This is a genomic window from Bacillus sp. ISL-78 (assembly GCF_018613455.1).
Lineage (GTDB): Bacteria > Bacillota > Bacilli > Bacillales > DSM-1321 > Peribacillus > Peribacillus frigoritolerans.
The window spans coordinates 197,444-219,408 of the sequence record NZ_JAGGQC010000008.1; the positions used below are offsets into that span (position 1 = coordinate 197,444).

General features: G+C 40.7%; 19 protein-coding genes, 1 pseudogene and 3 riboswitches. Of the genes and pseudogenes, 14 read left to right on the plus strand and 6 right to left on the minus strand.

Going from position 1 to position 21,965, the window contains the following annotated elements; genetic code table 11:
• Positions 1-7 precede the first annotated feature (7 nt).
• On the plus strand, positions 8-679 hold the full coding sequence (locus J7I96_RS10765; RefSeq protein WP_214767920.1) for an SOS response-associated peptidase: 672 nt from the start codon (positions 8-10) through the stop codon (positions 677-679).
• Between the two features lie 323 nt (positions 680-1,002).
• A riboswitch (SAM riboswitch) is annotated at positions 1,003-1,110 on the plus strand.
• Between the two features lie 191 nt (positions 1,111-1,301).
• Positions 1,302-2,618 carry a Na+/H+ antiporter NhaC family protein gene (locus J7I96_RS10770; RefSeq protein WP_214767923.1) on the plus strand — a complete coding sequence of 439 codons (1,317 nt, stop codon included), beginning with the start codon at positions 1,302-1,304 and terminating at the stop codon, positions 2,616-2,618.
• A 113-nt stretch (positions 2,619-2,731) separates the two neighbouring features.
• On the opposite strand, the gene J7I96_RS10775 is transcribed toward J7I96_RS10770, so the two are convergent.
• Positions 2,732-3,277 carry a chromate transporter gene (locus J7I96_RS10775; protein WP_251025032.1) on the minus strand — a complete coding sequence of 182 codons (546 nt, stop codon included), beginning with the start codon at positions 3,275-3,277 and terminating at the stop codon, positions 2,732-2,734.
• Positions 3,278-3,324: 47 nt separating this feature from the next.
• A complete protein-coding gene (locus tag J7I96_RS10780) occupies positions 3,325-3,954 on the minus strand; it encodes a chromate transporter (protein ID WP_251025033.1) in 630 nt (209 codons plus the stop codon).
• Positions 3,955-4,198: 244 nt separating this feature from the next.
• Between J7I96_RS10780 and J7I96_RS10785 the strand changes: the two genes are divergently transcribed.
• From J7I96_RS10785 to J7I96_RS10825, 10 genes and pseudogenes are all read left to right on the plus strand, one after another.
• Positions 4,199-5,077 carry a LysR family transcriptional regulator gene (locus J7I96_RS10785; protein ID WP_214767926.1) on the plus strand — a complete coding sequence of 293 codons (879 nt, stop codon included), beginning with the start codon at positions 4,199-4,201 and terminating at the stop codon, positions 5,075-5,077.
• 224 nt (positions 5,078-5,301) lie between these two features.
• Positions 5,302-5,604, plus strand: a pseudogene (locus J7I96_RS27985) (IS1595 family transposase); the annotation flags it as partial.
• A 215-nt stretch (positions 5,605-5,819) separates the two neighbouring features.
• The gene (locus J7I96_RS10790) at positions 5,820-6,173 is read left to right on the plus strand and encodes a DUF2975 domain-containing protein (RefSeq protein WP_214923842.1); all 354 of its coding nucleotides are present in this window, start codon (positions 5,820-5,822) and stop codon (positions 6,171-6,173) included.
• Positions 6,174-6,530: 357 nt separating this feature from the next.
• On the plus strand, positions 6,531-8,522 hold the full coding sequence (locus tag J7I96_RS10795) for an alkyl/aryl-sulfatase (RefSeq protein WP_214767942.1): 1,992 nt from the start codon (positions 6,531-6,533) through the stop codon (positions 8,520-8,522).
• A 263-nt stretch (positions 8,523-8,785) separates the two neighbouring features.
• Positions 8,786-10,024, plus strand: a complete 1,239-nt coding sequence (locus tag J7I96_RS10800) for an MFS transporter (protein WP_214767945.1) — start codon at positions 8,786-8,788, stop codon at positions 10,022-10,024.
• 117 nt (positions 10,025-10,141) lie between these two features.
• The gene (locus J7I96_RS10805) at positions 10,142-11,047 is read left to right on the plus strand and encodes a LysR family transcriptional regulator (protein ID WP_214767948.1); all 906 of its coding nucleotides are present in this window, start codon (positions 10,142-10,144) and stop codon (positions 11,045-11,047) included.
• A gap of 168 nt (positions 11,048-11,215) precedes the next feature.
• Positions 11,216-12,388, plus strand: a complete 1,173-nt coding sequence (locus J7I96_RS10810) for an acyl-CoA dehydrogenase family protein (RefSeq protein WP_214767951.1) — start codon at positions 11,216-11,218, stop codon at positions 12,386-12,388.
• 27 nt (positions 12,389-12,415) lie between these two features.
• On the plus strand, positions 12,416-13,990 hold the full coding sequence (locus J7I96_RS10815) for a class I adenylate-forming enzyme family protein (protein WP_214767964.1): 1,575 nt from the start codon (positions 12,416-12,418) through the stop codon (positions 13,988-13,990).
• 429 nt (positions 13,991-14,419) lie between these two features.
• The gene (locus J7I96_RS10820) at positions 14,420-15,847 is read left to right on the plus strand and encodes an alanine/glycine:cation symporter family protein (RefSeq protein ID WP_214767967.1); all 1,428 of its coding nucleotides are present in this window, start codon (positions 14,420-14,422) and stop codon (positions 15,845-15,847) included.
• A 167-nt stretch (positions 15,848-16,014) separates the two neighbouring features.
• Complete coding sequence (locus J7I96_RS10825) at positions 16,015-16,233, plus strand: YozQ family protein (RefSeq protein ID WP_214767970.1); 219 nt, start codon at positions 16,015-16,017, stop codon at positions 16,231-16,233.
• Positions 16,234-16,346: 113 nt separating this feature from the next.
• Here J7I96_RS10825 and J7I96_RS10830 read toward each other — a convergent pair whose 3' ends face one another.
• From J7I96_RS10830 to J7I96_RS10845, 4 genes are read right to left on the minus strand one after another with little or no spacing between them, the layout of a single operon-like run.
• Complete coding sequence (locus J7I96_RS10830; protein ID WP_214767984.1) at positions 16,347-17,192, minus strand: energy-coupling factor ABC transporter ATP-binding protein; 846 nt, start codon at positions 17,190-17,192, stop codon at positions 16,347-16,349.
• An 18-nt stretch (positions 17,193-17,210) separates the two neighbouring features.
• A complete protein-coding gene (gene cbiQ, locus J7I96_RS10835) occupies positions 17,211-17,987 on the minus strand; it encodes a cobalt ECF transporter T component CbiQ (protein ID WP_214767991.1) in 777 nt (258 codons plus the stop codon).
• Positions 17,974-18,285 carry an energy-coupling factor ABC transporter substrate-binding protein gene (locus J7I96_RS10840; RefSeq protein ID WP_214923840.1) on the minus strand — a complete coding sequence of 104 codons (312 nt, stop codon included), beginning with the start codon at positions 18,283-18,285 and terminating at the stop codon, positions 17,974-17,976. Before J7I96_RS10840 ends, cbiQ begins: the two co-directional genes overlap by 14 nt.
• A gap of 1 nt (position 18,286) precedes the next feature.
• Positions 18,287-19,030: an energy-coupling factor ABC transporter permease gene (locus tag J7I96_RS10845; protein WP_214768386.1), complete on the minus strand. Its 744-nt coding sequence runs from the start codon at positions 19,028-19,030 to the stop codon at positions 18,287-18,289.
• Positions 19,031-19,205: 175 nt separating this feature from the next.
• Positions 19,206-19,401, minus strand: a riboswitch (cobalamin riboswitch).
• A gap of 200 nt (positions 19,402-19,601) precedes the next feature.
• A riboswitch (cobalamin riboswitch) is annotated at positions 19,602-19,791 on the plus strand.
• 151 nt (positions 19,792-19,942) lie between these two features.
• Between J7I96_RS10845 and J7I96_RS10850 the strand changes: the two genes are divergently transcribed.
• Together J7I96_RS10850 and cobJ are read left to right on the plus strand one after the other, a co-directional pair.
• A complete protein-coding gene (locus tag J7I96_RS10850; protein WP_214767995.1) occupies positions 19,943-20,311 on the plus strand; it encodes a (2Fe-2S) ferredoxin domain-containing protein in 369 nt (122 codons plus the stop codon).
• 15 nt (positions 20,312-20,326) lie between these two features.
• Positions 20,327-21,964 carry a precorrin-3B C(17)-methyltransferase gene (cobJ, locus tag J7I96_RS10855; protein WP_214923838.1) on the plus strand — a complete coding sequence of 546 codons (1,638 nt, stop codon included), beginning with the start codon at positions 20,327-20,329 and terminating at the stop codon, positions 21,962-21,964.
• The last annotated feature ends 1 nt before the right edge of the window (position 21,965 follow it).

The window sequence follows — 21,965 nt, forward strand, 5'->3', positions numbered from 1 at the left end:
CGATATTATGTGTGGACGTTTCACTCTTTTCACTGACATAGAAGAGATAAAAGAACGGTTTGATATTCAGGGATCATTTGATGGGGAATACCAATTCAGCTACAATATTGCTCCCTCCCAATCCGTGCTCTCCGTCATTAATGACGGGGTAAGGAACCGGCTTGGATATCTTCGGTGGGGACTTATTCCTTTCTGGGCAAAAGACGAAAAAGCGGGCTACAAAATGATCAATGCCAGAGCGGAAACCATTGCTGAGAAAGCAAGCTTCAGGAACGCGTATAAGAAGAAGAGGTGCTTGATAATCGCTGACTCTTTTTATGAATGGAAGAAGACACCAGAAAGAAAAATACCGATGCGAATAAAACTGAAGAATCATGCTCCATTTGGAATGGCCGGTCTTTGGGAATCCTGGAAATCTCCTGAAGGTATCGGCATCTATTCGTGCTCCGTTATAACAACTGTGCCTAATGAGCTAATGACCAGCATTCATGACCGCATGCCTGTCATCCTAAAACCAGAAGATGAAAAAGATTGGTTGAATCCTTCCATTAATGATCCTGCATATCTGCAAAAGTATTTAAAGTCATTCGATTCGGAACAAATGGAAGCATTTGAAGTATCGACTGATGTGAACTCGACAAAAAATAATTCACCTAACCTAATCCAACAAATTTGCTGAGAGGTCATTAGACCTTTCAGAATGTAGGCAACTCGAAGTTTGTCTGCATTTTTTTGGGTTTGTACAATATGAACGTTGCCTCCAGGCACTCGCTTTTCCCGCAGGAGTCTTGCACCTGCCGTTCCAATCAACTTAGTTCTCTTTATGAACAGTAGGAGTGCATGTGAAATTCTTTAAAATTAACCCTTGCGAAAATAGAAAAAATGCTGTACTGTTATATTTGCTTTTCAAAACGACTTTCGATGTCACGAACTCAGGCAAGTTTCCAGCGTGGTACTTTTCTGGCAGGCATCGTAATTTTTGATAAATTATATAATGTAATCTTCTTATCAAGAGAGACGGAGGGACTGGCCCGAAGATGTCTCGGCAGCGGACTTAAATGGAGTGCTGTGCCAAATCCAGCAGGCTGATTTTTGCCTGAAAGATAAGGAGGGTGTTTTTTATAAATTAAAAGACCTCTTCTTGTTGTTAAATAGAAGGGGTCTTTTTTATGCCAGTTTTATTTGCTACAGCTCCATGACTGGAAAATCAGGTAGGTTCAAATTGGAGTTATTTGCGAAAACTGTTAATAGAATAAGAGCTGTGACACATGTCGCGGGAAAAATAAAAAGAGGTGTACATCATGAGTGCAAACAATAAAGGGAATCCATGGGCATTGATTCCATTTGTCGTATTTTTAATTTTATTTATTGGGTCTGGAATCATCACTAAAGATTTTTATTCATTTCCGGTGATTGTAGCGATTTCCATTGCATCGGCAGCTGCATTGGCGATGAATAGGAAAGAGACATTCAATGAAAAGGTTGATATCTTCTGTAAAGGTGCCGGGGACGCCAATATCATGTTAATGGTAATCATTTTCCTTTTGGCCGGCGCTTTTGCCGAAGTTGCCAATGGCATGGGGGCGGTTGAATCAACAGTGAATCTTGCCTTAGCTGTTTTCCCCCAAAATCTATTAATGGTAGGGATTTTCATCATCGCTTGTTTTATTTCTCTATCAATGGGGACAAGCATGGGAACGATTGTTGCCCTCGCACCTATCGGGGTAGGGATTAGTGAACAAACTGATATTTCACTTGCCCTTTCAATGGCAGCCGTTATTGGTGGTGCGATGTTTGGGGATAACCTTTCATTCATTTCAGATACGACAATCGCTGCTGTCCGAACTCAGGGAACGAAAATGAAGGATAAGTTTAAAGTGAATTTTTTCATCGTTTTACCTGCAGCCATCATCACATGTGCCATCCTAGGAATTTTAACGATGGGTGAACAGGCTGACATTTCCCAACAGTCTTATGATTGGGTGAAGATTCTTCCGTATCTTTGTGTATTGGTCACTGCATTGGCAGGAGTCAATGTGTTCTTGGTCCTTTCCATCGGAATCGTATTTGCAGGAATCATCGGCTTGGCAGATGGTAGTTATCAACCGTTGGGTGTCATTCAAAAAGTTGGAGAAGGAATGGCGGGAATGTATGAAATCTCCTTCCTTGCCATTTTAATTGCAGGTATGGTAGCTGTAATCAAACATAATGGTGGCATCGATTATCTACTCCACTTAGTGACACGAAATAGCAAATCAAAAAAAGGGGCGGAATTCAGCATTGCGGGGCTTGTTGGTTTAACGAACCTTTCAACGGCAAATAACACGATTTCGATTATCATTGCCGGGCCACTTGCCAAAAATATTTCTGAAAAGTATGGGATTGATCCGCGGAAATCGGCGAGCGTCCTTGACATTTTTGCATGTTGTATCCAAGGGTTGATCCCATATGGAGCACAACTGCTGGTTGCAGCAGGGGTAGCAAAAATTTCTCCGTTAAGCATCTTGCCGTATTCATATTACCCAATCCTGATTGGACTTTGTGGCGTCATTGCCATCCTGATTGGTTTTCCACGGTTGCAGCCGGGAAATGATGAAATGAAGAAACGTACTTCTTGAAAAGAGAATATAATAATATTAAAACACCCTGAATCATTGGATTCTGGGTGTTTTCTGTATGGGTGAAATAATTAAATGTGAATTTTCAATGATGGTTGTGTGTGCGCCACCTGTCATGAATAGAGGACAACACCAACTAAACCGGAAAGGATAATTACATAGGCTGGGTGCCAGCGTAATTTCATTAGGGCAAATAACGATAAACCAAAAACGAGTAATAAGCTTATCGTACGCCATGAAAAGTTCACGGTTATCATATGATTGGAAAGTGCTAAACTGATCGCTGCAAAGATGATCAAACTAGTGACAATCGGTCTTAATCCATAAAACATGGATTGAACAACTGGATAATGATTCAATTTGCTGAAAAATGTGGCTATAACGGTTACGAATATAATAGCAGGAAGCAAGATTCCTAGAGCAGATGATATGGCTCCTGCAAACCCAGCAGTCGAATAGCCAACGAGAATGGCACTATTGGCGGTGACAGGTCCTGGGGACATCCCGGAAATGGCGATTATATCGGTGAATTCCTGCGTTGTCATCCATCCATGCTGTGAGACTTCCGATTCAATTACGGGAATCATGGCGTACCCGCCTCCGAAAGATACAAAGCCGATAATAAAGAAGGTGCTAAACAACTCCCACAATACCATCATTCCATCACATGCTTTCTTGAAAATTAGTTAGACCTTTTTTGATTTACCTATATGCCAGCACCCATGAAAGGTTCGAAATCATTTTCTCCTATTTTCCCCTCTTTTTTGTCCATCTTGACATCGTAACCTAATTTTCTCTTAGTGGAGATGGTCACAATACCCGCTAGAGCTCCTGCTAATATTACCATCACAGGGTGAAGAAAGAAGAGGACGGGAATTCCTGCTATTAAAATACAGAAAGTCGATTTGTCCACAACTGCCGTTTTTCCTATCTTGATAGCCGCATAGGCGATGATGGCTACTATGGAAGCTCTGATCGATATGAATGCAGATTCCACCTTCGGATTATCCTGAATGAAAAAATACACAATGCCCAGGAGCAGAACAATTAAAAAGGTAGGTAATGAAACACCGATCATGGCTGCCATTGCCCCCTTCATTCCGGCAATTCGATGGCCGATAAAGGTGGCGGAGTTAATGGCGACAGCTCCTGGTACGGACTGAGATAAAGCAAAAACATCCGTAACTTCTTTGCTTTTCATCCATTTTCTCTTTTCGACCACTTCATTTTCGATTAAAGGAATCATCGCAAACCCGCCTCCGAATGTGACAGGTGCTATTTTAAAAAAGGTCCAAAATAATTGGAATAGAGTTTTCCATTGTCCTTTCATTGACATCAGTCACTTCCTTTGCATGCTTTGTTTAATTCTTACCATTAACATAACAAAGAAAAAGGGCTGGGTAAATTGCAACAAAATCATCGGGTATAACAAAAAGTTATACCCAGAAGATTCATCCGTTTTATAAAGAATGCCGCCAATAATTGAATAGCCTTAGAATGCATCTCACTATTTTCATTTCACCATTTACCTAATGATGCTATCATTTTAATAACAATCTAAAAACATGGAGGTCGTTTTCTTGAAATTGGAAAATCTGAAAATGTTTTGTTTAGTGGTGGATGAAGGAAGTATAAGCCAGGCAGCGAGGTTAAGTTTCCTATCTCAGCCCGCTGTAACACGGCAGATCCATCAACTGGAAAATTATTATAACACTTTGTTATTCGACCGTGAGGAAGGAAGGCTGCGGGTTACAGAAGCAGGAAAGCTGTTATACCCTTTTGCTAAAGCCATAGTAAATGACTTCAACCATTCAAAAGAAGTGATTCAGCAATCGACGGGGAAGTACAATGCAAATCTCATAGTAGGGGCTTCCTTGACTATCGGCGAGTATTTATTGCCTAGCTTGCTTGGGAGATTCAAAAAACAACAGCCAGAAATAAAAGTGACATTGACGATAAAAAATACGCCCCGGGTTTTGGAGGATCTTTCAAACGATGTCATTGATTTGGCCTTGGTGGAAGGACTTGTGGAAAACACCGATTTTATTGTAGACAAGTTCGCCGAAGACGAATTGATATTGGTATGTCCATCCGACCACCCATGGAAAGACAGAAAAGAAATTCAGCTAGAGGAATTGGGAAATGAAAGGATGATTTGGCGTGAATCCATTTCCGGAACACGGCTTATCGTAGAAAATATGCTAAGGGAGCATGGGGTTTTAGATAAAATTGAAAGCTATATGGAGATTGGCAGTACACAAGCGATAAAAAGTGCGGTTGAAGCTGGACTTGGAATCAGCATTTTGCCAAGGTTGACAGTGGCAAGAGAATTGGAGCAAGGCTTTTTGCGGGAAGTGGATATATACAGAATAAATATGGCAAGAAATTTATGGCTAGTCAGGAAAAACAAGCGTTTTAATAAAATAGGGGTGTCTAAATTTGTTGGTTTTCTTCAATAAGGATGGGAGCTGCCTTTGTTCACTCTTAAGATTGGCAACGTTTTCAGTTTCGTGGAGCCCGGCAGCAAGCAAAAGTCATGGTAAATTGAATATACCGCATTGATTATAAAAGCTCTTTCTATCGGTAGGGGCATTTTGTATTTGGTTATTCGCCTTCGGTTAAACAAACAAAGGGATTAATGGGCATAATAAAAAATATAATGATGGTTCGGAGATGATATAGCGTGGAGTTAAAGGAAATAAAGAAGCTCGCCGAAGCATAAATGAAAGTGGTAAACAAACTTGTATAATTCTTGCAGTCTCGAACGAAACCGATGTCGGCTCCTATTCGTGCAAATGATGAAATCCAGGTACAAAAGCATAAAGCTAGTCTTGTCTGCCCACATTGCGACAGCCATTTTGTTGTGCGATTTGGTAAATACGTTATCAAAACAGGAGAGGTGAAACAGCAGCGTTACCCGCTGTAAAGCCTGCCATCAAACCTCAACTACCTCATAAACACGCCTCAACGCACTAGAAGACCACATAAATCTAAACGGGCAGTTTTTGTTGAACAAGTTGTAAATCGAACATTTTAAAGTAAGAGCATTTCTTTGTAATGAGAAGTGCTTTTTATTGTTGTTAAATTTAAAAAGATATTTCAACAACAATAATAATATAAATAAAAACAATATAAATTTACTGTTATACGATAAATAATGTGCTAAAATCAAGTTGTCATTAAATAGGTGAGGTGTTTTAAATGAATGTTAAACAAGGTTCAACCACTTTCTTAAAGGTAATTATTTTTCTGGCTGTAATTGCAGTGCTGGCTTTGTGTATCTTATTAACCTACATCGAAAAGAACAATGCTTTCTCTGAATTATCCCTTAAATCTTTGAAGATTATAAAGAAATGTGCTTTTACAGTCATTTTCCTCATTTTGTTAGGAATAGTAAGCTTAAGGGTGCTTGCTAAAGTTACAGGTAGTGATGATGCAGCGGGTCCTACATCATTATGTCTAATGTGTATTTTAGCAACAAGTATCATCGCAGCCATTGTGGACGCACTTCAAAAGCCATTAAAAAATGCCCCAGATTTAATGTCAAAAAAATGAATGATTAACGGATATGTAAGACTTTGGATTGTCAGCCAGGTAATTTTTGGAGAACAAAAGCGACGAAGAAAATCAAAAAAACAGACACAACTAATTTATTTAACTACGGGGACTCATAGCTCAATGAACCGCCTTTTCACCAAGGCGGTTTTCTTATGGTCAAATATCAACATTACAATTTAACATAGCCTTTATATAAATGAAATTGAAGTTACCATTAAAAATAGGAAATATACTTAAAGTCAAATTAATTATAAAATAAATTCATATTATTCTAAAAATTTCTAAAAAATGAGAAAGTTTACTGCTGAAAAATTCGGAATAGATACATGATATCTACTTAGAAAGGGGTATGAAATGTCCAAAGTATCTTTTATTAAAGGAATTGTAACCGTTCCAATTGTTTTTGTTTTACTGGCAGGGTCTTCTGTTACAAAGGCTGCGTCAGATGAGCCGATGCCTGCGACAGATGCAACAATTTCAGCTAATAAGGCTGTTTATGAACAGTTGAATTTTACAGACAAGGAAGATTTCAAGAATGCACATAAAGGCTTCATTGCGCCTTTGAATATGAATCCAATTAAGAATTCAAAAGGTAACGTAGTTTGGGATAGTAATCGATATTCATTCATCAAAGAAGATCAGCCGGCAAGTTTTACTGTAAATCCAAGCTTGTGGCGGCAGGCTCAATTACAAAATATAACAGGCTTATTTAAAGTAGTGGATGGCGTTTATCAAGTTCGGGGCCAGGATTTATCAGTGCTTACCATTGTGGAAGGAAAAACAGGATTAATAGTTTTGGATACACTTTCTACAATTGAAACGGCCAAAGCAGCCATGGAGCTTTATTTCGAACATCGGCCCAAAAACCCGGTAAGCGCAATTGTTATTAGTCACAGTCATGCGGATCACTTTGGTGGTATGAAAGGCATTGCTCAATACGCTGAAAATCCAGTTAAGGTGCCGATTATTGTCCCAGCAGGTTTTAACGATGAAGCGCTTAGTGAAAACATTCTTTTAGGCAATATAATGTCTCGCCGTGCAGGTTATATGTTTGGAAATCTCTTACCCGCAAGTGAAAGGGGATTTGTTACTTCTGGTATTGGCCCAGGATTAAGTAACGGAACTTTTAGCTATTTACCGCCAACAATGGAAGTGAAGGATGATATTCAAACGGTGGAAATAGATGGAATTACATTTAAATTTTTATTGACGCCGGATTCGGAAGCTCCATCTGAAATGCATTATTATATCAATGATTATAAAACTTTAGTGGTAGCCGAAAATACAGGACACACGTTACATAATATTTATACATTGAGGGGAGCTAAAACCAGAGATACCTTAAAATGGGTGAAAGCACTTGATGAAACAGTTGATTTGTTTGGAAACGAAGATATAGATGCAATGGTTACAGCCCACACATGGCCCATATGGGGAAGGGATAATGTTCTGGAGCAGTTGGAAAGCCAGCGTGATTTGTACAAATATATTCATGATCAAACCATACGATTAGCTAATTTAGGTCTTACACCTGATGAAATCGCGGAAGAGTTAAAGCTTCCTGAAAAGTTGGATAAAGTCTGGGCCAATCGGGGGTATTACGGAACATTGAAACACAACGTAAAAGCGGTGTACAACTTTTATTTAGGATATTTCAACGGTAATCCATCCGACTTGGATCCATTACCACAAGAGGAATCGGGCGCTAAATATGTACAGTATATGGGTGGGGAAAAGAAGGTCATTAAACGGGCAAAACTTGATTATAAAAGAGGGGAATACCGCTGGGTGGCTCAAGTCTTAAAGCATGTCGTCATGGCCAACCCGAAAAATACAGAAGCAAAAAATTTATTGGCTAAAGCTTATGAGCAATTAGGATACACAGCTGAATCTTCTGTGTGGCGGAATTTCTATCTTACCGGCGCAGACGAGTTAAGGAATGGTGTGGCAGACTCAAAGGGAAGTGGCGGAATGATGAATCTCGATACGCTGCTCAATATGCCAATGGATGATTTCCTGAAATTCTTGTCCATTAAATTAAACGGAATGAAAGCGGAAAATAAAAATATGACTTTCAATTTGACATTTACAGATTCGAAAACCAATTACACGATATATCTGAATAATTCTGTATTGAACTTCAAAAAAGGGAAAATGGCGTCTAACCCTGATGCAACATTAACATTAGATAAAATGACCTTCTATCAGATTGCTCTGGGACGTGAAGATTTATCCAAAATGGAAGCTTCCGGTAAAGTTGCCATTTCCGGTGATGAAGATCAGTTTGAAGATTTCCTGACTTTGCTGGATCAATTCCAAACAAAGGTTAATATCGTAACTCCGTGATCATCAACCACTATATTCTATAAACCAGGATGGATCGGTTACCCACGAGTCTACTTAGTAGTCTCGTGGGTTTGAATGTATTGATTAATCCTGTTAGACATCCTGTATCGTTTTTAATTTTTTATAAAACGCTCCTAATAGTTACAGAACAAAAGTCAAAAATCGTAAAAAGAAAATTTCAAGTGTTGTAATTCGAAAGGAATTGTAAGCGCTTCCTCCGCGGCTGAGTTTTTGTGAAAATATAAAAAAATGGAGTGATGGGAATGCAGTTATATGCAAGTAAGAAAGGAAAAATAATGATTAGCGGTCTTTTATTCGTTGGAATGATTTTAAGTTTTTTTGATCGCGTTGCCATAAATGTCGGGATTATCCCTATTGCAGATGAGTTTAATCTCAATACGTCCCAGACAGGTATTTTAATCAGTATATTTTTTGTTAGCTACTCACTTATGCAACCGCTTGGTGGATGGATGACCGATAAGTATGGCGCCAGGGTCATGGTTACTGTTTCTTTGTTTAGTTGGTCCTTGTTCACTGTAATGACTGGGTTTGCTTGGTCATTCATGTCTTTATTATTCATCCGTTTCCTGTTCGGTTTAGGTGAAGGGCCTTTCTATCCTGCCAGTATGTCCACTATTAGAGATAACTTTCCGGAAGAAGAACGGGGCCGGGCAAATTCGTTTTTCCTGTCTGCCCAAAATATTGGCGGGATATTAGGTACTGCACTTGCAGCTTCCATGGTGGTGGCATTCGGTTGGCGGGGCATGTTTACCATTTCCGGAATTCTAGGGATATTGGCTTCTTTCGGAATTTGGTTCATTCTAAAGCCTCAAGGAAATCAAGAGGTTAAAAAAGACAAACCGAAACAAAAAAAGGTTGCTCTGAAACTGTTATTTAAAATCGAAAATATTTGGAAACTCATAATATTCAAGTTTATATCAAATATTATCAACTATGGTCTGATCACTTGGATGCCCATATATTTGGTTAAAGAAAAAGGGGTGGATTTAATAGCCGCAGGAGGTTTATTGGCAATCCCTTATATTTTTGGTTTCTTGATGTTTAATGTAAGCGGGTGGCTTCTGGATAAGCATATGGCTAACCGGGAGAAGTATCTTGCCGCTGCAGGCGCTTTATTATCGGCTATTTTTCTGTTTCTAATGTCTAACGCCACGTCTATAGCACTTATCATCACTTATCTCACTCTCAACTCCGTAGCACTGTCTTTCTTTGGAACCGTTCTATATACGATCATCATAAAATACTCACCAAAGGAACTAACGGGCTCTGCCTCCGGACTCGTAACTTTCGCCGGTCAAATTGCAGGTGCGGTTTCTCCTTTAGCCCTCGGTTTGATTATCAGTTTGTTTAATGACTCCTATAATGCCGCTTTCCTGTTTTTAGTGATATTAGCGTTATTGGGAACGATTGTTGCCGTATCTATTAAAAATAATCAGGCACAACCCGCTAAAGAATATGAAAAAACAACTACCATTGTATAAAACTGGATTCTTCTTTTGAGGATACAGCTTGAAGTGTTCTGATTCCACTTCTCTAAAATTGAAAGGGCTTTCTGTTCGAGGTATGATATTAGTAATAGGCTAGAAGGAGAATGAACCATGAATATTGAACAATTGGAATATATCATTAAGGTAGCCGAGGTTAACTCGATTTCCACGGCATCAGAAAGCCTCCATATCTCTCAATCTGGGATCAGTATGGCCATTACGAGTTTGGAGAAGGAATTAGGTATAAAAATCTTCAAGAGGTCAAGATTAGGAACCATACCTACAGAAGACGGAAAGGAAATCATCCAGAAAGCTCTTGAAGTATTAAGCAAATTGGAAGAAATAAGAGACAGTGCCCAAATACATTCAGATACGATGGAGAAAGAGTTGCGCCTATCATCAACACAAGGTTTATTTCTAACGGTTTTGCCTAAATCCTTGGCCTTATTTAAGAAGAAGTATCCCGAGGTGAAAATTGTCATTGAAGAAAAAGGGGGACAAGAGATAACCGAAGAAGTACGGAATGGTAAGATAGACATCGGACTATTGAATATCCCAAAGGTTAAACCAAAAGAAATTGAGTTGGAATTCCAACCTTTGATGGAAGCTAAAGTGATTGTGATGGTCAGTAAGAACTCCCCTTTAGTGAACCGTAAAAGCATAACCCCAAAAGAGCTGATGGACCAAAATTTGGTCATTTACAATGGACCAAGAATGAAGTCGTTCATTAAAGGTTTTTTTGATCATTACGGTGAGATGAATATATTGTTTTTCACAAATAATACAGAGATCATCAAAAAAACCGTCGCTGAAGGATTAGCGATCGCCTTTTCCTATGATATTGGAGTGAACAGCGACCCCTATTTCCTAAGCGGGGAACTTGTGGCCATTCCTTTAGTGGAGCTGGAAAATAATACAATGGAATTCGGTTACGTTCGCTCTAAGAAGCAGTACTTTTCAAAAGCTGCCAGGGAGTTTATTAAATGTCTCGAATTCTACACCACTCTTAAATATTAGTTTCCTATGATGATAGGGAACTAATATTTTTTTATTTGCATCAATATTTTTTATATTTATATCATATATCCTTATTTTACTTAAATATTTTTTACATTTAAAATTAGATTTATAACATTTTAACTATTTAGAAAGTTTAACGAAAATAAAAAGCGAAAGGGGAAACTTATGGTTACGACCCAGGAAGAGAAATTAGAGGTACTTCAAACAAAGTTGCAGGATTTCATCCAAAATGAACTGCTTCCATATGAACAGGAGCATGGCTTGAACGCTGAAGAGGATATTCCGATGGAAGCCATAAAGTGGGCAAGGAAAAGATCCAGGGAATTGGGCTTTTACGGAATTAACCTCCCTGAAAAATATGGTGGACAAGATGTAAGCTTAAAAGGATTGTGCATGTTCAAGGAAGAATTGGCACGTTCCGGTGCGGTTCTATGGGGGCAGGTTATAGGGGAGATTGGCGGGCCGCTAAGAATTGGTCAGATGTTGGAAAGTTTTACACCTGAGCAAATAGAAAAATATGTGCTGCCCGTTGTGACGGGAGATGTGAGTTGCTGCTTTGCCCTTACAGAACCGAATGCCGGTTCGGATGCCTTTGCTATCGAAACAACAGCCGTTAAAGACGGCAAAGATTATATATTAAACGGAAAAAAACACTTTATCAGTGCTGCACCCTATGCTGATTTCGCCATCGTCATAGCGAAAGAAATCCGGAAAGGAGAAAAAGAAAGGATCACTGCTTTCCTAGTTGATAAAAAAACACCCCAACAGCCGGGGTTCGAACTAGGAGACATTCAAGTTCCCCTATCAGGAGAACGCATACATGCTGAATTGAATTTCAATCAATGTCGTGTGCCTGCCGCCAATATAATCGGTGAACCAGGAAAAGGGTTGCTGCTCGGATTAAAAAGAATAAACACAAATCGCGCATCCCATGCCGCCGGCTTCATCGGAATGGCTCAACACCTACTCGATTTATCTATTGAACATGCTAAAACGAGAGTCCAGCATGGCCGGCCCATCGGTGACTTCCAGGCAATTCAGCATATGCTCGCAGAAATGGCGACGGAAATCTATGCAGCAAAGTGCATGGTCTATGATGTGGTTGATAAAATTGATCAAGGTAAAGAGGATCGGGCCGGTACGTCCATGGCCAAGCTGTTTGCTTCAGAGGTAAATAGCCGTGTGGCTGACAAGGCCATTCAGATCTTTGGCTCCAAAGGCTTGGCAAAAGGGCATCCAGTAGAAAAAATGTACAGGAGTGCACGGATGTATCGGATTCTGAGCGGTACCTCAGAGATTCAAAAAAATACAATTGCCAAAGCACTATTAAAAGGGTGAAAACTTTTTTTGGGGAGGAAAAAATACATGCTGAATAAGTTGACATTTCAGTCACTGATGAATAAAGGTATGAAACGATTCGGCGACCTGCCAGCTATTACCTTGTTGCCAAACGGAGAAACGATAACCTACGACGAGTTATGGAGGAAAACGGAACTTATCACTTCTTATCTACTGCGTTTAGGTGCAGGAAGGGGCGTCCGCATAGCGACCATCATTCCAAATAGTTTGGAAAGTGTGATGTTTGGTTTGGCCGTCCAGCAATGCGGGGCTACCCTGGTGCCATTAAGTGAAAAACTCGGAAAACGAGAAATACAATTCATTTTAAAGGAAGCAAAACCAGAAGTGGTCATAATTGCTACACAGACACACTTTGACAGCTTCATTGAGTATTTAGAAGAAATGAGGAATGAAGATGTCCATGTCATTGGGCTCCCAGGCTTTAATAGTGTTTATCCGGAGGAGTTTGAGCGGTTTAAATGGCCTGGTGAAATAAATAATTTAGACTTGCCAATAGCTGAAGAAGATGACATTGCCCTTCTGTCCTATACAGGCGGGACGACGGGTACACCCAAAGGTGTCATGCATTCCCAGAAGGGACTCGGCGCCGCGATACTTTCTGCAGCTATCGAAGACCCGCTGGACGACCGTGATCGGGTATTGCTAAGTACGCCCATTGTGCATTCAGCTGGTTCATTACTTTGGAGATCCCTTGTTTCGGGCGTCCGTATCTATGTAATGGGCTCATTCGACGCTGCAGCATTCATACAGGCGATAAAGGAACACGAAATTACGACGACATTCATGGTACCGACCATGTTATACAGGCTTCTTGATCAGACCAAGAAGATGGAATATGATATGGGCTCCATGCGCAATATCTTCTACGGTGCGTCACCGATTTCACAGAAGCGCCTTAAAGAAGCTTTTGAAGTATTCGGGCCTATCTTGCGCCAGCAATACGGCATGACAGAATGTAATATTGTCATTTCAAGACTATCGAAGAGCGCTCATGTATGGGCTTATCATAATAATCCGGAAGTTTTGAAAAGCTGTGGAAAACCGTGCATTCTTACCGAAGTTCGACTGATTGATGAGAATGGAAATGATGTAAAACCAACCGAGCTTGGAGAAATCATCGTAAAGTCACCAGCCATGATGGTTGGCTATTATCAAAGACCGGATCTTACCCGTGAATACATCCGTGATGGCTGGTTCTACACTGGGGATATTGGTAAATGGGATGAAAGCGGTTACTTATATATTGTAGATAGGAAGAAAGATATGATCATTTCAGGCGGAATGAACGTATATTCATCAGAAGTGGAGCGGGTGGTCAACCAGCACCCTTCTGTTGCATTAAGTGCTTGCATAGGCGTTCCCCATCCGGATTGGGGAGAAGTAGTGTGTGTCGTGGTATCACTGCGAGAAGGATCGAACTGTACTAGTGAGGAATTAATTGATTTCTGCAAACAAAGGACCTCTAAGTATATGGTACCTAAAGTAGCCTATTTTCTTGATAAGTTCCCATTAACGCCGATTGGAAAAATAGATAAGAAAGAATTAAGAAAGCTGTTTGCACAAGGTATTCTAACCATGTAGGAGAGGCAGAACAAGTGTATCATCAAAGATCTGATTTCAAAATTATATCTACAGCAAACCAGAATATAAGATAGAGCAGATGAATGCAAGATAAATAAGCCTCGCACGTTACCTGGAATCAGGACGTGCGAGGCTTTTTTCATATGAGTGTAATTAACGTTGAAGTGAATGTTAAATGAAGGGAGGAGAAAGATAATTACCTAAAGTAAATGATACTGAAATATTATATTTTTCTATTGATTCCACCAATTCGTGAATGAAAAAAATTGTGTGTTAGGATATAATATATTATTGTATTGGAGATTCATTGTGAAATTTCCTTTTTTTTACAATCTTCTTTTGTTTATTTTCTCGATACACGGGGAAATAAATTATAGTTGTATATGTTTTTATAATAATAATTAGAGTGAAGTAGAGGGGTTTGGTTTAATGGAGATGTTAGAAAAGTTTATTAGTGGGACTAATGATGTGTTATGGTCTTCCATATTGATCATCCTGTTGGTTGGATTGGGTCTTTATTTTACAATCCGCACGAAGTTTGTCCAATTCAGAATGGTAGGGGAAATGTTCAGGCTGTTGGGAGAAGGGGCTGCTGCGGATAAAAAAGGTGTAACATCCTTTCAGGCATTTTGCATTAGTACGGCATCGCGGGTAGGAACGGGTAACCTTGCGGGTGTTGCCATCGCAATCACGACGGGCGGACCTGGAGCCGTTTTCTGGATGTGGTTAATAGCCCTGATCGGGTCTGCTTCCGCATTCATTGAAAGTACACTTGCTCAAATCTATAAAGTTAAGGATGGGGATGCATTCCGCGGCGGTCCAGCATATTATATGGAAAAGGCATTGAATGCCCGTTGGATGGGCATCACTTTCGCTGTGTTGATTTCGCTTACATTTGGACTGGCCTTCAATTCGGTACAAGCAAATACGATTACGAGCGCATTCAACGAATCGTTTGGGATTGAAAAGTGGGTTACGGCAATCATCTTGGCAATGGTCACGGCTGTCATCATTTTTGGCGGAATCAAAATGGTTGCAAAGGTATCTGAAGTCATCGTTCCGATCATGGCAGGAGCCTATGTGATAGTGGCGTTGATTATCATCATCATGAACATTACCGAGTTACCTGGTGTTTTTGCTATGATCTTTGAAAGTGCATTCGATGGAATAAAAGAAGTGGCTGGGGGAGTACTTGGAGCAGCCATGATGCAGGGAATCAAACGCGGCCTATTTTCAAATGAAGCCGGGATGGGTAGTGCACCAAATGCCGGTGCGACGGCTGATGTCAGTCATCCCGTCAAGCAAGGTCTCATTCAGTCTCTAGGGGTTTTTGTCGATACTCTCATCATTTGCAGCTCGACAGCCTTCATCATTTTGTTTTCCGGTCTTTATACATCGAAGGAAACGGATGGAATCGTCCTTACCCAAAATGCCCTCGGAACGGCATTGGGATCTTGGGCAGGTATTTTCCTTGCCATTATCGTCCTGTTATTCGCCTTTAGCTCAATTGTGGGCAACTATTATTATGGAGAGTCGAACATCGGCTTCATCAATGAAAATAAGGTTTGGCTGAATGTCTATCGCGTCGCAGTCGTAGGAATGGTGATATTCGGTTCGCTTGCCTCACTGGACTTTGTTTGGGGACTGGCTGATATGCTTATGGCCCTTATGGCCATTATCAACCTGATCGCGATAGCATTACTAGGGAAAATTGCTTTTGCTGCACTGGCGGATTATCAAAAGCAAAAGAAAAGTGGGAAAAATCCAGTTTTCCATGTGAACAATATTAAAGGTTTGAAGAATGTGGAATGTTGGGGTGACCCATCCGATAATGTGGATGTGAAGAAGGAAGCCTAAGTTCTAAATTAAGCTTACAAGTAAGTCCTTGAAAGGGGTTTTTACTTGTAAGCTTTTTTGTCTTTTCCCTCCTTTTTTCATCATTATTGAATATTGCTTCGTTTTTTACACAAAATACCTTTGTCTTTAATACTGTAATGATATTTTAAAAACTGGGAGTGATAAAAATGGATAGGAAGCAATCAAAAAATGAATCTTCAGAAGTTGCCGGGAAAATATATGATGTCAGCGATTATAAGCGGGAAGATCCTTTATCTTCTGGACTGGCTACAACCCACGAACAAGTCTCGGATACTTATGCGGAAGGCGAGATAAAGGCAGTCATTGATGATGTAAACGGAAGAGATATTGAGATTGCAAAAGAAAGGTCTGAGGAAGAAAAGTAATACTGAGGTTTTTAAGTTTTTTAGGAATAAGGATTATCGCCTGTTATTTTAAAGATATACGGTTAGATCCCCTAGCTTCTCGAAAGGTGAAACAGAAGCTAGGGGATACTTAATTAATAAATCCTTTCTGTCTCCAACTTTTGAAGCAATTCTTCCTTCGTTCTTGGGAAAAGGTCACTTTCTGCAAGATTCCTTGATTGAAGAAGGGCTTGAAACATTTCAAAAACCCACGGTTTCTCCAGATGTGCCTGCAGCAAAACGTCTTCATCATGGAAAACGGAAACAGGGTCCCCTTGGTATATGACCTTACCATCGTTCATGACCACGATTTCATCAGCCCATTGGTAAGCAAAATTAACATCATGAGTTGAGAGGATTATCGTTTTGTCAGGGTGGTGGATGCTGTCCAGCAGATTCATGATCTGTCTTGAGAAATAAGGATCCAATCCAGCGGTAGGCTCGTCCAGGAGCCAGACATCGGGCTCCATGGCAAGTACCCCTGCGATAGCGACCCTTTTTTTTTGCCCAAGGCTCAAAAAATGGGTAGGTCTATCTTTTAGTTCGGTTACTTCCGTTTCAGCCATTGCCCAATTTACTTTCTCCTTGACTGCATTTCTATCCCATCCTAAATTCATTGGTCCAAAAGATATATCCTGTTGTACATTAGCGGAAAAGAGCTGAGAGTCGGGATCTTGAAAAACGATGCCGACTTGCTTTCGTAATGATAATAATGCTTTCCGGTCATATTTCATTCTCTTGCCCTTGAATCTGATCTTTCCTGCAGTAGGTTGTAATAGACCATTTAAATGGAGGAATAAAGTTGATTTGCCAGCACCATTATTGCCTAATAATGCAATTTTTTTACCTTGTTGGATCGTTAGCGAAAGTCCTTTTAAAGCGAAGGTTCCATCCGCGAATTGATGGGTGAGTCCTTCTATATGAAAAATATGCTCGTCCATTGTTGGGTTGCCTCCAATTTACAAATATCCATTAATAAGGATTAAGCTTCCTAGAATTACAATCGCGATCAGCCAATTGCGTGAGGAATAGGTGTAAGTATCCTCGATATAGGAAAGGTTCTCCTGATAGCCTCTTGCGTTCATGGCCATCGTCAACTGTCCAGAGCGTTGCAATACTCCTAAAAATAATGATGAAATTAGTAATCCGAGAGATCGAATGCCTTTCCTTAATGAACCATACCCCATCCGTGAAGCTTGTGATTGGTGAATGGCCAAAGCCGTATCTAAAAAAATAAAGATGAAGCGATAGGTCAATTCTATTAAATCGACCAATAAGGAAGGTACTTTAAGTTTTCGCAGTACGGATAGGATGACGGTAATGGGTGTAGTTAAGGTAAGGAAATATAAACAGCTGATGCTGCCTAGTACGACAGTGATCAAATTGGCCACCGTACCAAAGCTGTCATCACTGATGAATATTTGCCAATTCCCGATCTTCCAGGACCACCATATATTTGAAATCGAAGTAATTTTACTTGAGAAAGAAAAAAGGATGGTAATGGTTCCTGATAGTATAAAAAATCCTGGTAATAGAAGTAATTTAAGATAATAAGAAAGCGGAATTTTTGCCGCAAAAATGATTAAAGCGCTCATCACCGTAAAAGTGATGAGCGAAACGGCCATATCCCTTACCGTTAACGAAAACAGCAAAAGGGAAAGTGCAAAAACCATCTTTTCCAACGGATGTACATCCTTTAGCCCATTGAAATAGGCATATTTATCAATGAGTAACATGCTTTGATTTTTCGGCCAATTCTTGTTTGGTTTGCCTATTCCTTTGTCTCATTACGCCAATGAAGTATCCAATGAAACCGGCTCCGATTGCAGCTTGCAGCGCAAATAATAAGCTTTCGGTTTCTGCACCTGGCGGCTCCCAAATACTGTTGAACCATGGCTTGTATTCCGGCTGGATTTTAGTGATGGCTTCTTCAGCTTCACCATCGGCACCGCCAAATTCCGTTCCTTGTTGGGTGATCAATGGTATGGTTGCAAGAATGACGACCAGGAAAAGCAGCAGTAAACTTTTTTTCATATTAACGGGCCTCCTTAGATAAAACTCGCAGCAATTTCAATTCGCCTAGATTGTATTTTTTCAAGAAATTCATCACGACGACTGTCAATAACCCTTCACTGATTGCCAAGGGAATTTGGGTCAGGGCAAAAATCCCTGCAAATTTACCGAAAGAGGCCATGAATCCTCCTACCTCGGAAGGGAAAGCAAGAGCAAGTTGAACGGAAGTTACCACATAGGTTCCTAAATCTCCAAAAGCAGCTGCCAAGAATACGGCAAGTGAAAAAGACCACCCCAATTTAGTTGCTCCCTTGAAGACAAAGTAAGCAATGAACGGTCCGCAAACGGCCATGGAAAATGCATTGGCCCCTAATGTCGTCAATCCTCCATGTGCCAGTAAAACCGCTTGAAATAACAAAACGATGGAGCCAACGACACTCATGGCCAAAGGTCCGAATAGTATAGAACCTAAACCAACTCCGGTAGGGTGCGAAGAACTTCCCGTAACGGAAGGAATCTTTAGGGCCGATAATATAAATACAAATGCGCCAGATAGGCCAAGTATCATTTTTGTTTCTGGGTTTTCCCTTACTTTGGACCTAATGGACCGGTAACCCAAGATTAAAAATGGTAGCGTCAAGGCCCACCAGAATATAGCCCATTCTATGGGTAAAAAGCCCTCCATGATATGCATGGCCAAAGCCCGTTTTGGAACAAAAAGCAGTAAAATGACAAAATAAATAATTTTCCAATTGGTTCTTTTCATTCTTTCCCCTTTCAACACTTTTAATTTTTTCTGATCAATCTTGAGAAGAAAAGCGGCGCCCAAACTAAAAAGCACTTCTCTCAAAGGAAAGAAGTGCGTAATGAACAGGAATTTTGCAGCATGAACCAACATGGGCCATTTTGCCTGATCCGCACGCCCATCCTCGTAGGCTGAAACAGTTTCACGCTTCATGGCAGGTCTCCTGGCTTTGGTTCATCATCCCATTACATCCTTCCCATCTCATTTGACAGTGGATCAAAGTTAAAGTAATGGAACTTCCCTTTACAGTGGCGGGACCGCTCCGGATTTTCACCGGCTTCCCTTTTAAGCTGAATTCCGAGAAATTCAACACCATGAAACTTATGTAATTATTTTGAAAATTCTCGTATAGTGTACCATAAAGAAATAATTCCAGCTACACTATTTTTTTTTCGTACCGAAGTTTGTTGCGTGGGAAGGATTTTAACTGGTTTTACACTATTAAACTTTTCTAAACAGTCGGAATAAACTATTGAATTTTGACAAAGTTGTTATATGATAGATTAAGTTAGTTGAAATGTATAATAAAACCAAATATTTCATTTTTAAAAGTGCCCTTGTGTGAATGAGCAAGGGATAATAGGGAAATCGGTGAAAATCCGATGCAGCCCCCGCTACTGTAAACGCTGATGAAATTGTCGATAGCCACTGGCATGATGCCGGGAAGGGACAAAGTAAAATGAAGCGTAAGCCAGGAAACCTGCTTTTGAAATTGCATGATACTTTTCGGAGGGAAAGGTAGAAGGACTATGACGATTTTGGGAGGATTTGGCATGCTTGCCTTTGGCTCCTCATTCATATAGTTTTTTTAAACCTTGACTCTTATGTTAAGGTTTTTTATTTTGCCTTTTCCCTGAATTCAGGAGGAAGAAAATGACTACTTGGAACTTGACGGGTACAAATACGCATCTGTTGATTTGTAATGGGAGCAGCTGCATGAAAAAGGGCGGGGAAGAAGTAACCCAAGCGATTCGCGATGAAATTGCTTCAAAAGGACTGGATCTGAAAATCCATACAACGAGGACACGCTGTAACGGGAGATGTAAGGATGCCTGCGTAGTGATCGCCTACCCCCAAGGAAACTGGTATCGAGTGGAAACGCCTGATTTCGGTCGGCAGATCGTCAATAATATCGATGATGGTGAGTTTGTTCCTCAGATGATCTATCAATACAATGACGGGGAAATGACCCCTAATCCAGATTTCCCTGCTCATACGGGTATTTCAAAGAACAAAGCGTAAAAGGAGATGTCTTAAATGAGTACAAACGGTAAATTATTCGTCGTGGGCTTTGGGCCCGGGAATTTTGAACACATTACCAAACGTGCCGTCGAAGCCCTTCAAGAAAGTGACTACATCATTGGTTATAAAACTTATGTTGAACTCATTCAGGGACTGCTAACAGATCAAACGATCATTAGTACGGGGATGACCGAAGAGGTATCACGTGCACAGGAGGCAGTGAAACAAGCGGAGCTGGGAAAGAAAGTGGCGGTGATTTCCAGTGGGGATGCCGGAGTTTACGGGATGGCAGGGTTGGTTTATGAAGTATTGATTGAAAAAGGCTGGAAAGAAGAAACTGGAGTGGGCATTGAAGTCATTCCTGGCATCTCAGCAATCAACTCATGTGCGTCTTTACTTGGGGCGCCCGTCATGCACGATTCGTGTACGATCAGCCTCAGTGATCATTTAACTCCTTGGGAACTGATCGCTAAAAGGGTTGAAGCAGCTGCAATGGCAGACTTTGTCATAGCACTGTATAATCCGCGCAGCGGCAGGCGGACCCGGCAAATAGTTGAAACACAGAAAATTCTCCTTCGCTACCGCTCGCCGGATACACCTGTCGGGTTGGTGAAAAGTGCTTATCGCGATAGGCAGGATATTGTCATTACCAATTTGAAGGATATGTTGAATCACGATATTGGAATGTTGACCACCGTCATTATCGGTAATTCATCCACCTTTTTATATGACGACAAAATCATCACACCGAGAGGCTATCAAAGAAAATATACGTTGAATTCGGAAAAGCAAACTTTGAAGCCCCATCAGCGACTGCAAAAAGAAGCGGAACCGTGGGCATTAGATCAAGAAGCCTTACCCGAGTCCGCTGGAGGAGTTGGCTTACTTACAAAAGCACCTGAAAAGAAGCAAGCTTCTTTTGAAATGGCAATGGAAGCTCTGTCCAGAGTCAAGGGTCAAGCCGTTCAGCAATCCATTAAGCCGGTTGTTCAGCAAAAAATGGAGTCGGTGTTCGAACTTGCCGTTAGTCCAGGTGTGGCTAATAAACAATTCACTCCCAAACAAATGATGACACTAGCAGAAGTCGTCGGGGAAAAGGGAACGATGGAATACACGCCGAATCATAAAATCGTCTTAAAGATCCCGACAACGGATCCGGAGGTCATTACAGGGAAATTGCAATCAGCAAACTTTTTATTATCGCCGATTGGAGATGTACTGACATTAAAGGCCTGTGATTTCTGTGATGGTGAAAAAGCGGAATCCATTCCTTATGCGGATGAAATACACCGTGTGCTTGGCGGAATGAAAATGCCCAAGGAACTGAACATCGGTTTTAATGGGTGTGGGATGGCTTGTTATAGTGCGGTGATGGATGATATCGGGATTGTCTTCCGAAAAGGGAAGTTCGACTTATTTCTTGGGGCTAAACCGGTTGGAAGAACAGCCCATCCAGGTCAGCCGGTTGCGGAAGGCATTGAACCGGAACAGCTTGTTGAACTGATCACGGACATTGTCGGGGAGTATAAGCAAAATGCCCATCCCAATGAACGGCTTTTTAAATACTTCAAACGTTCGAAAAAAATACAGAATTATTCTTATCAGGACATCGCTCCCAAAATAAACATAGAGCCTGCGCCTTGTGAAGACTAAT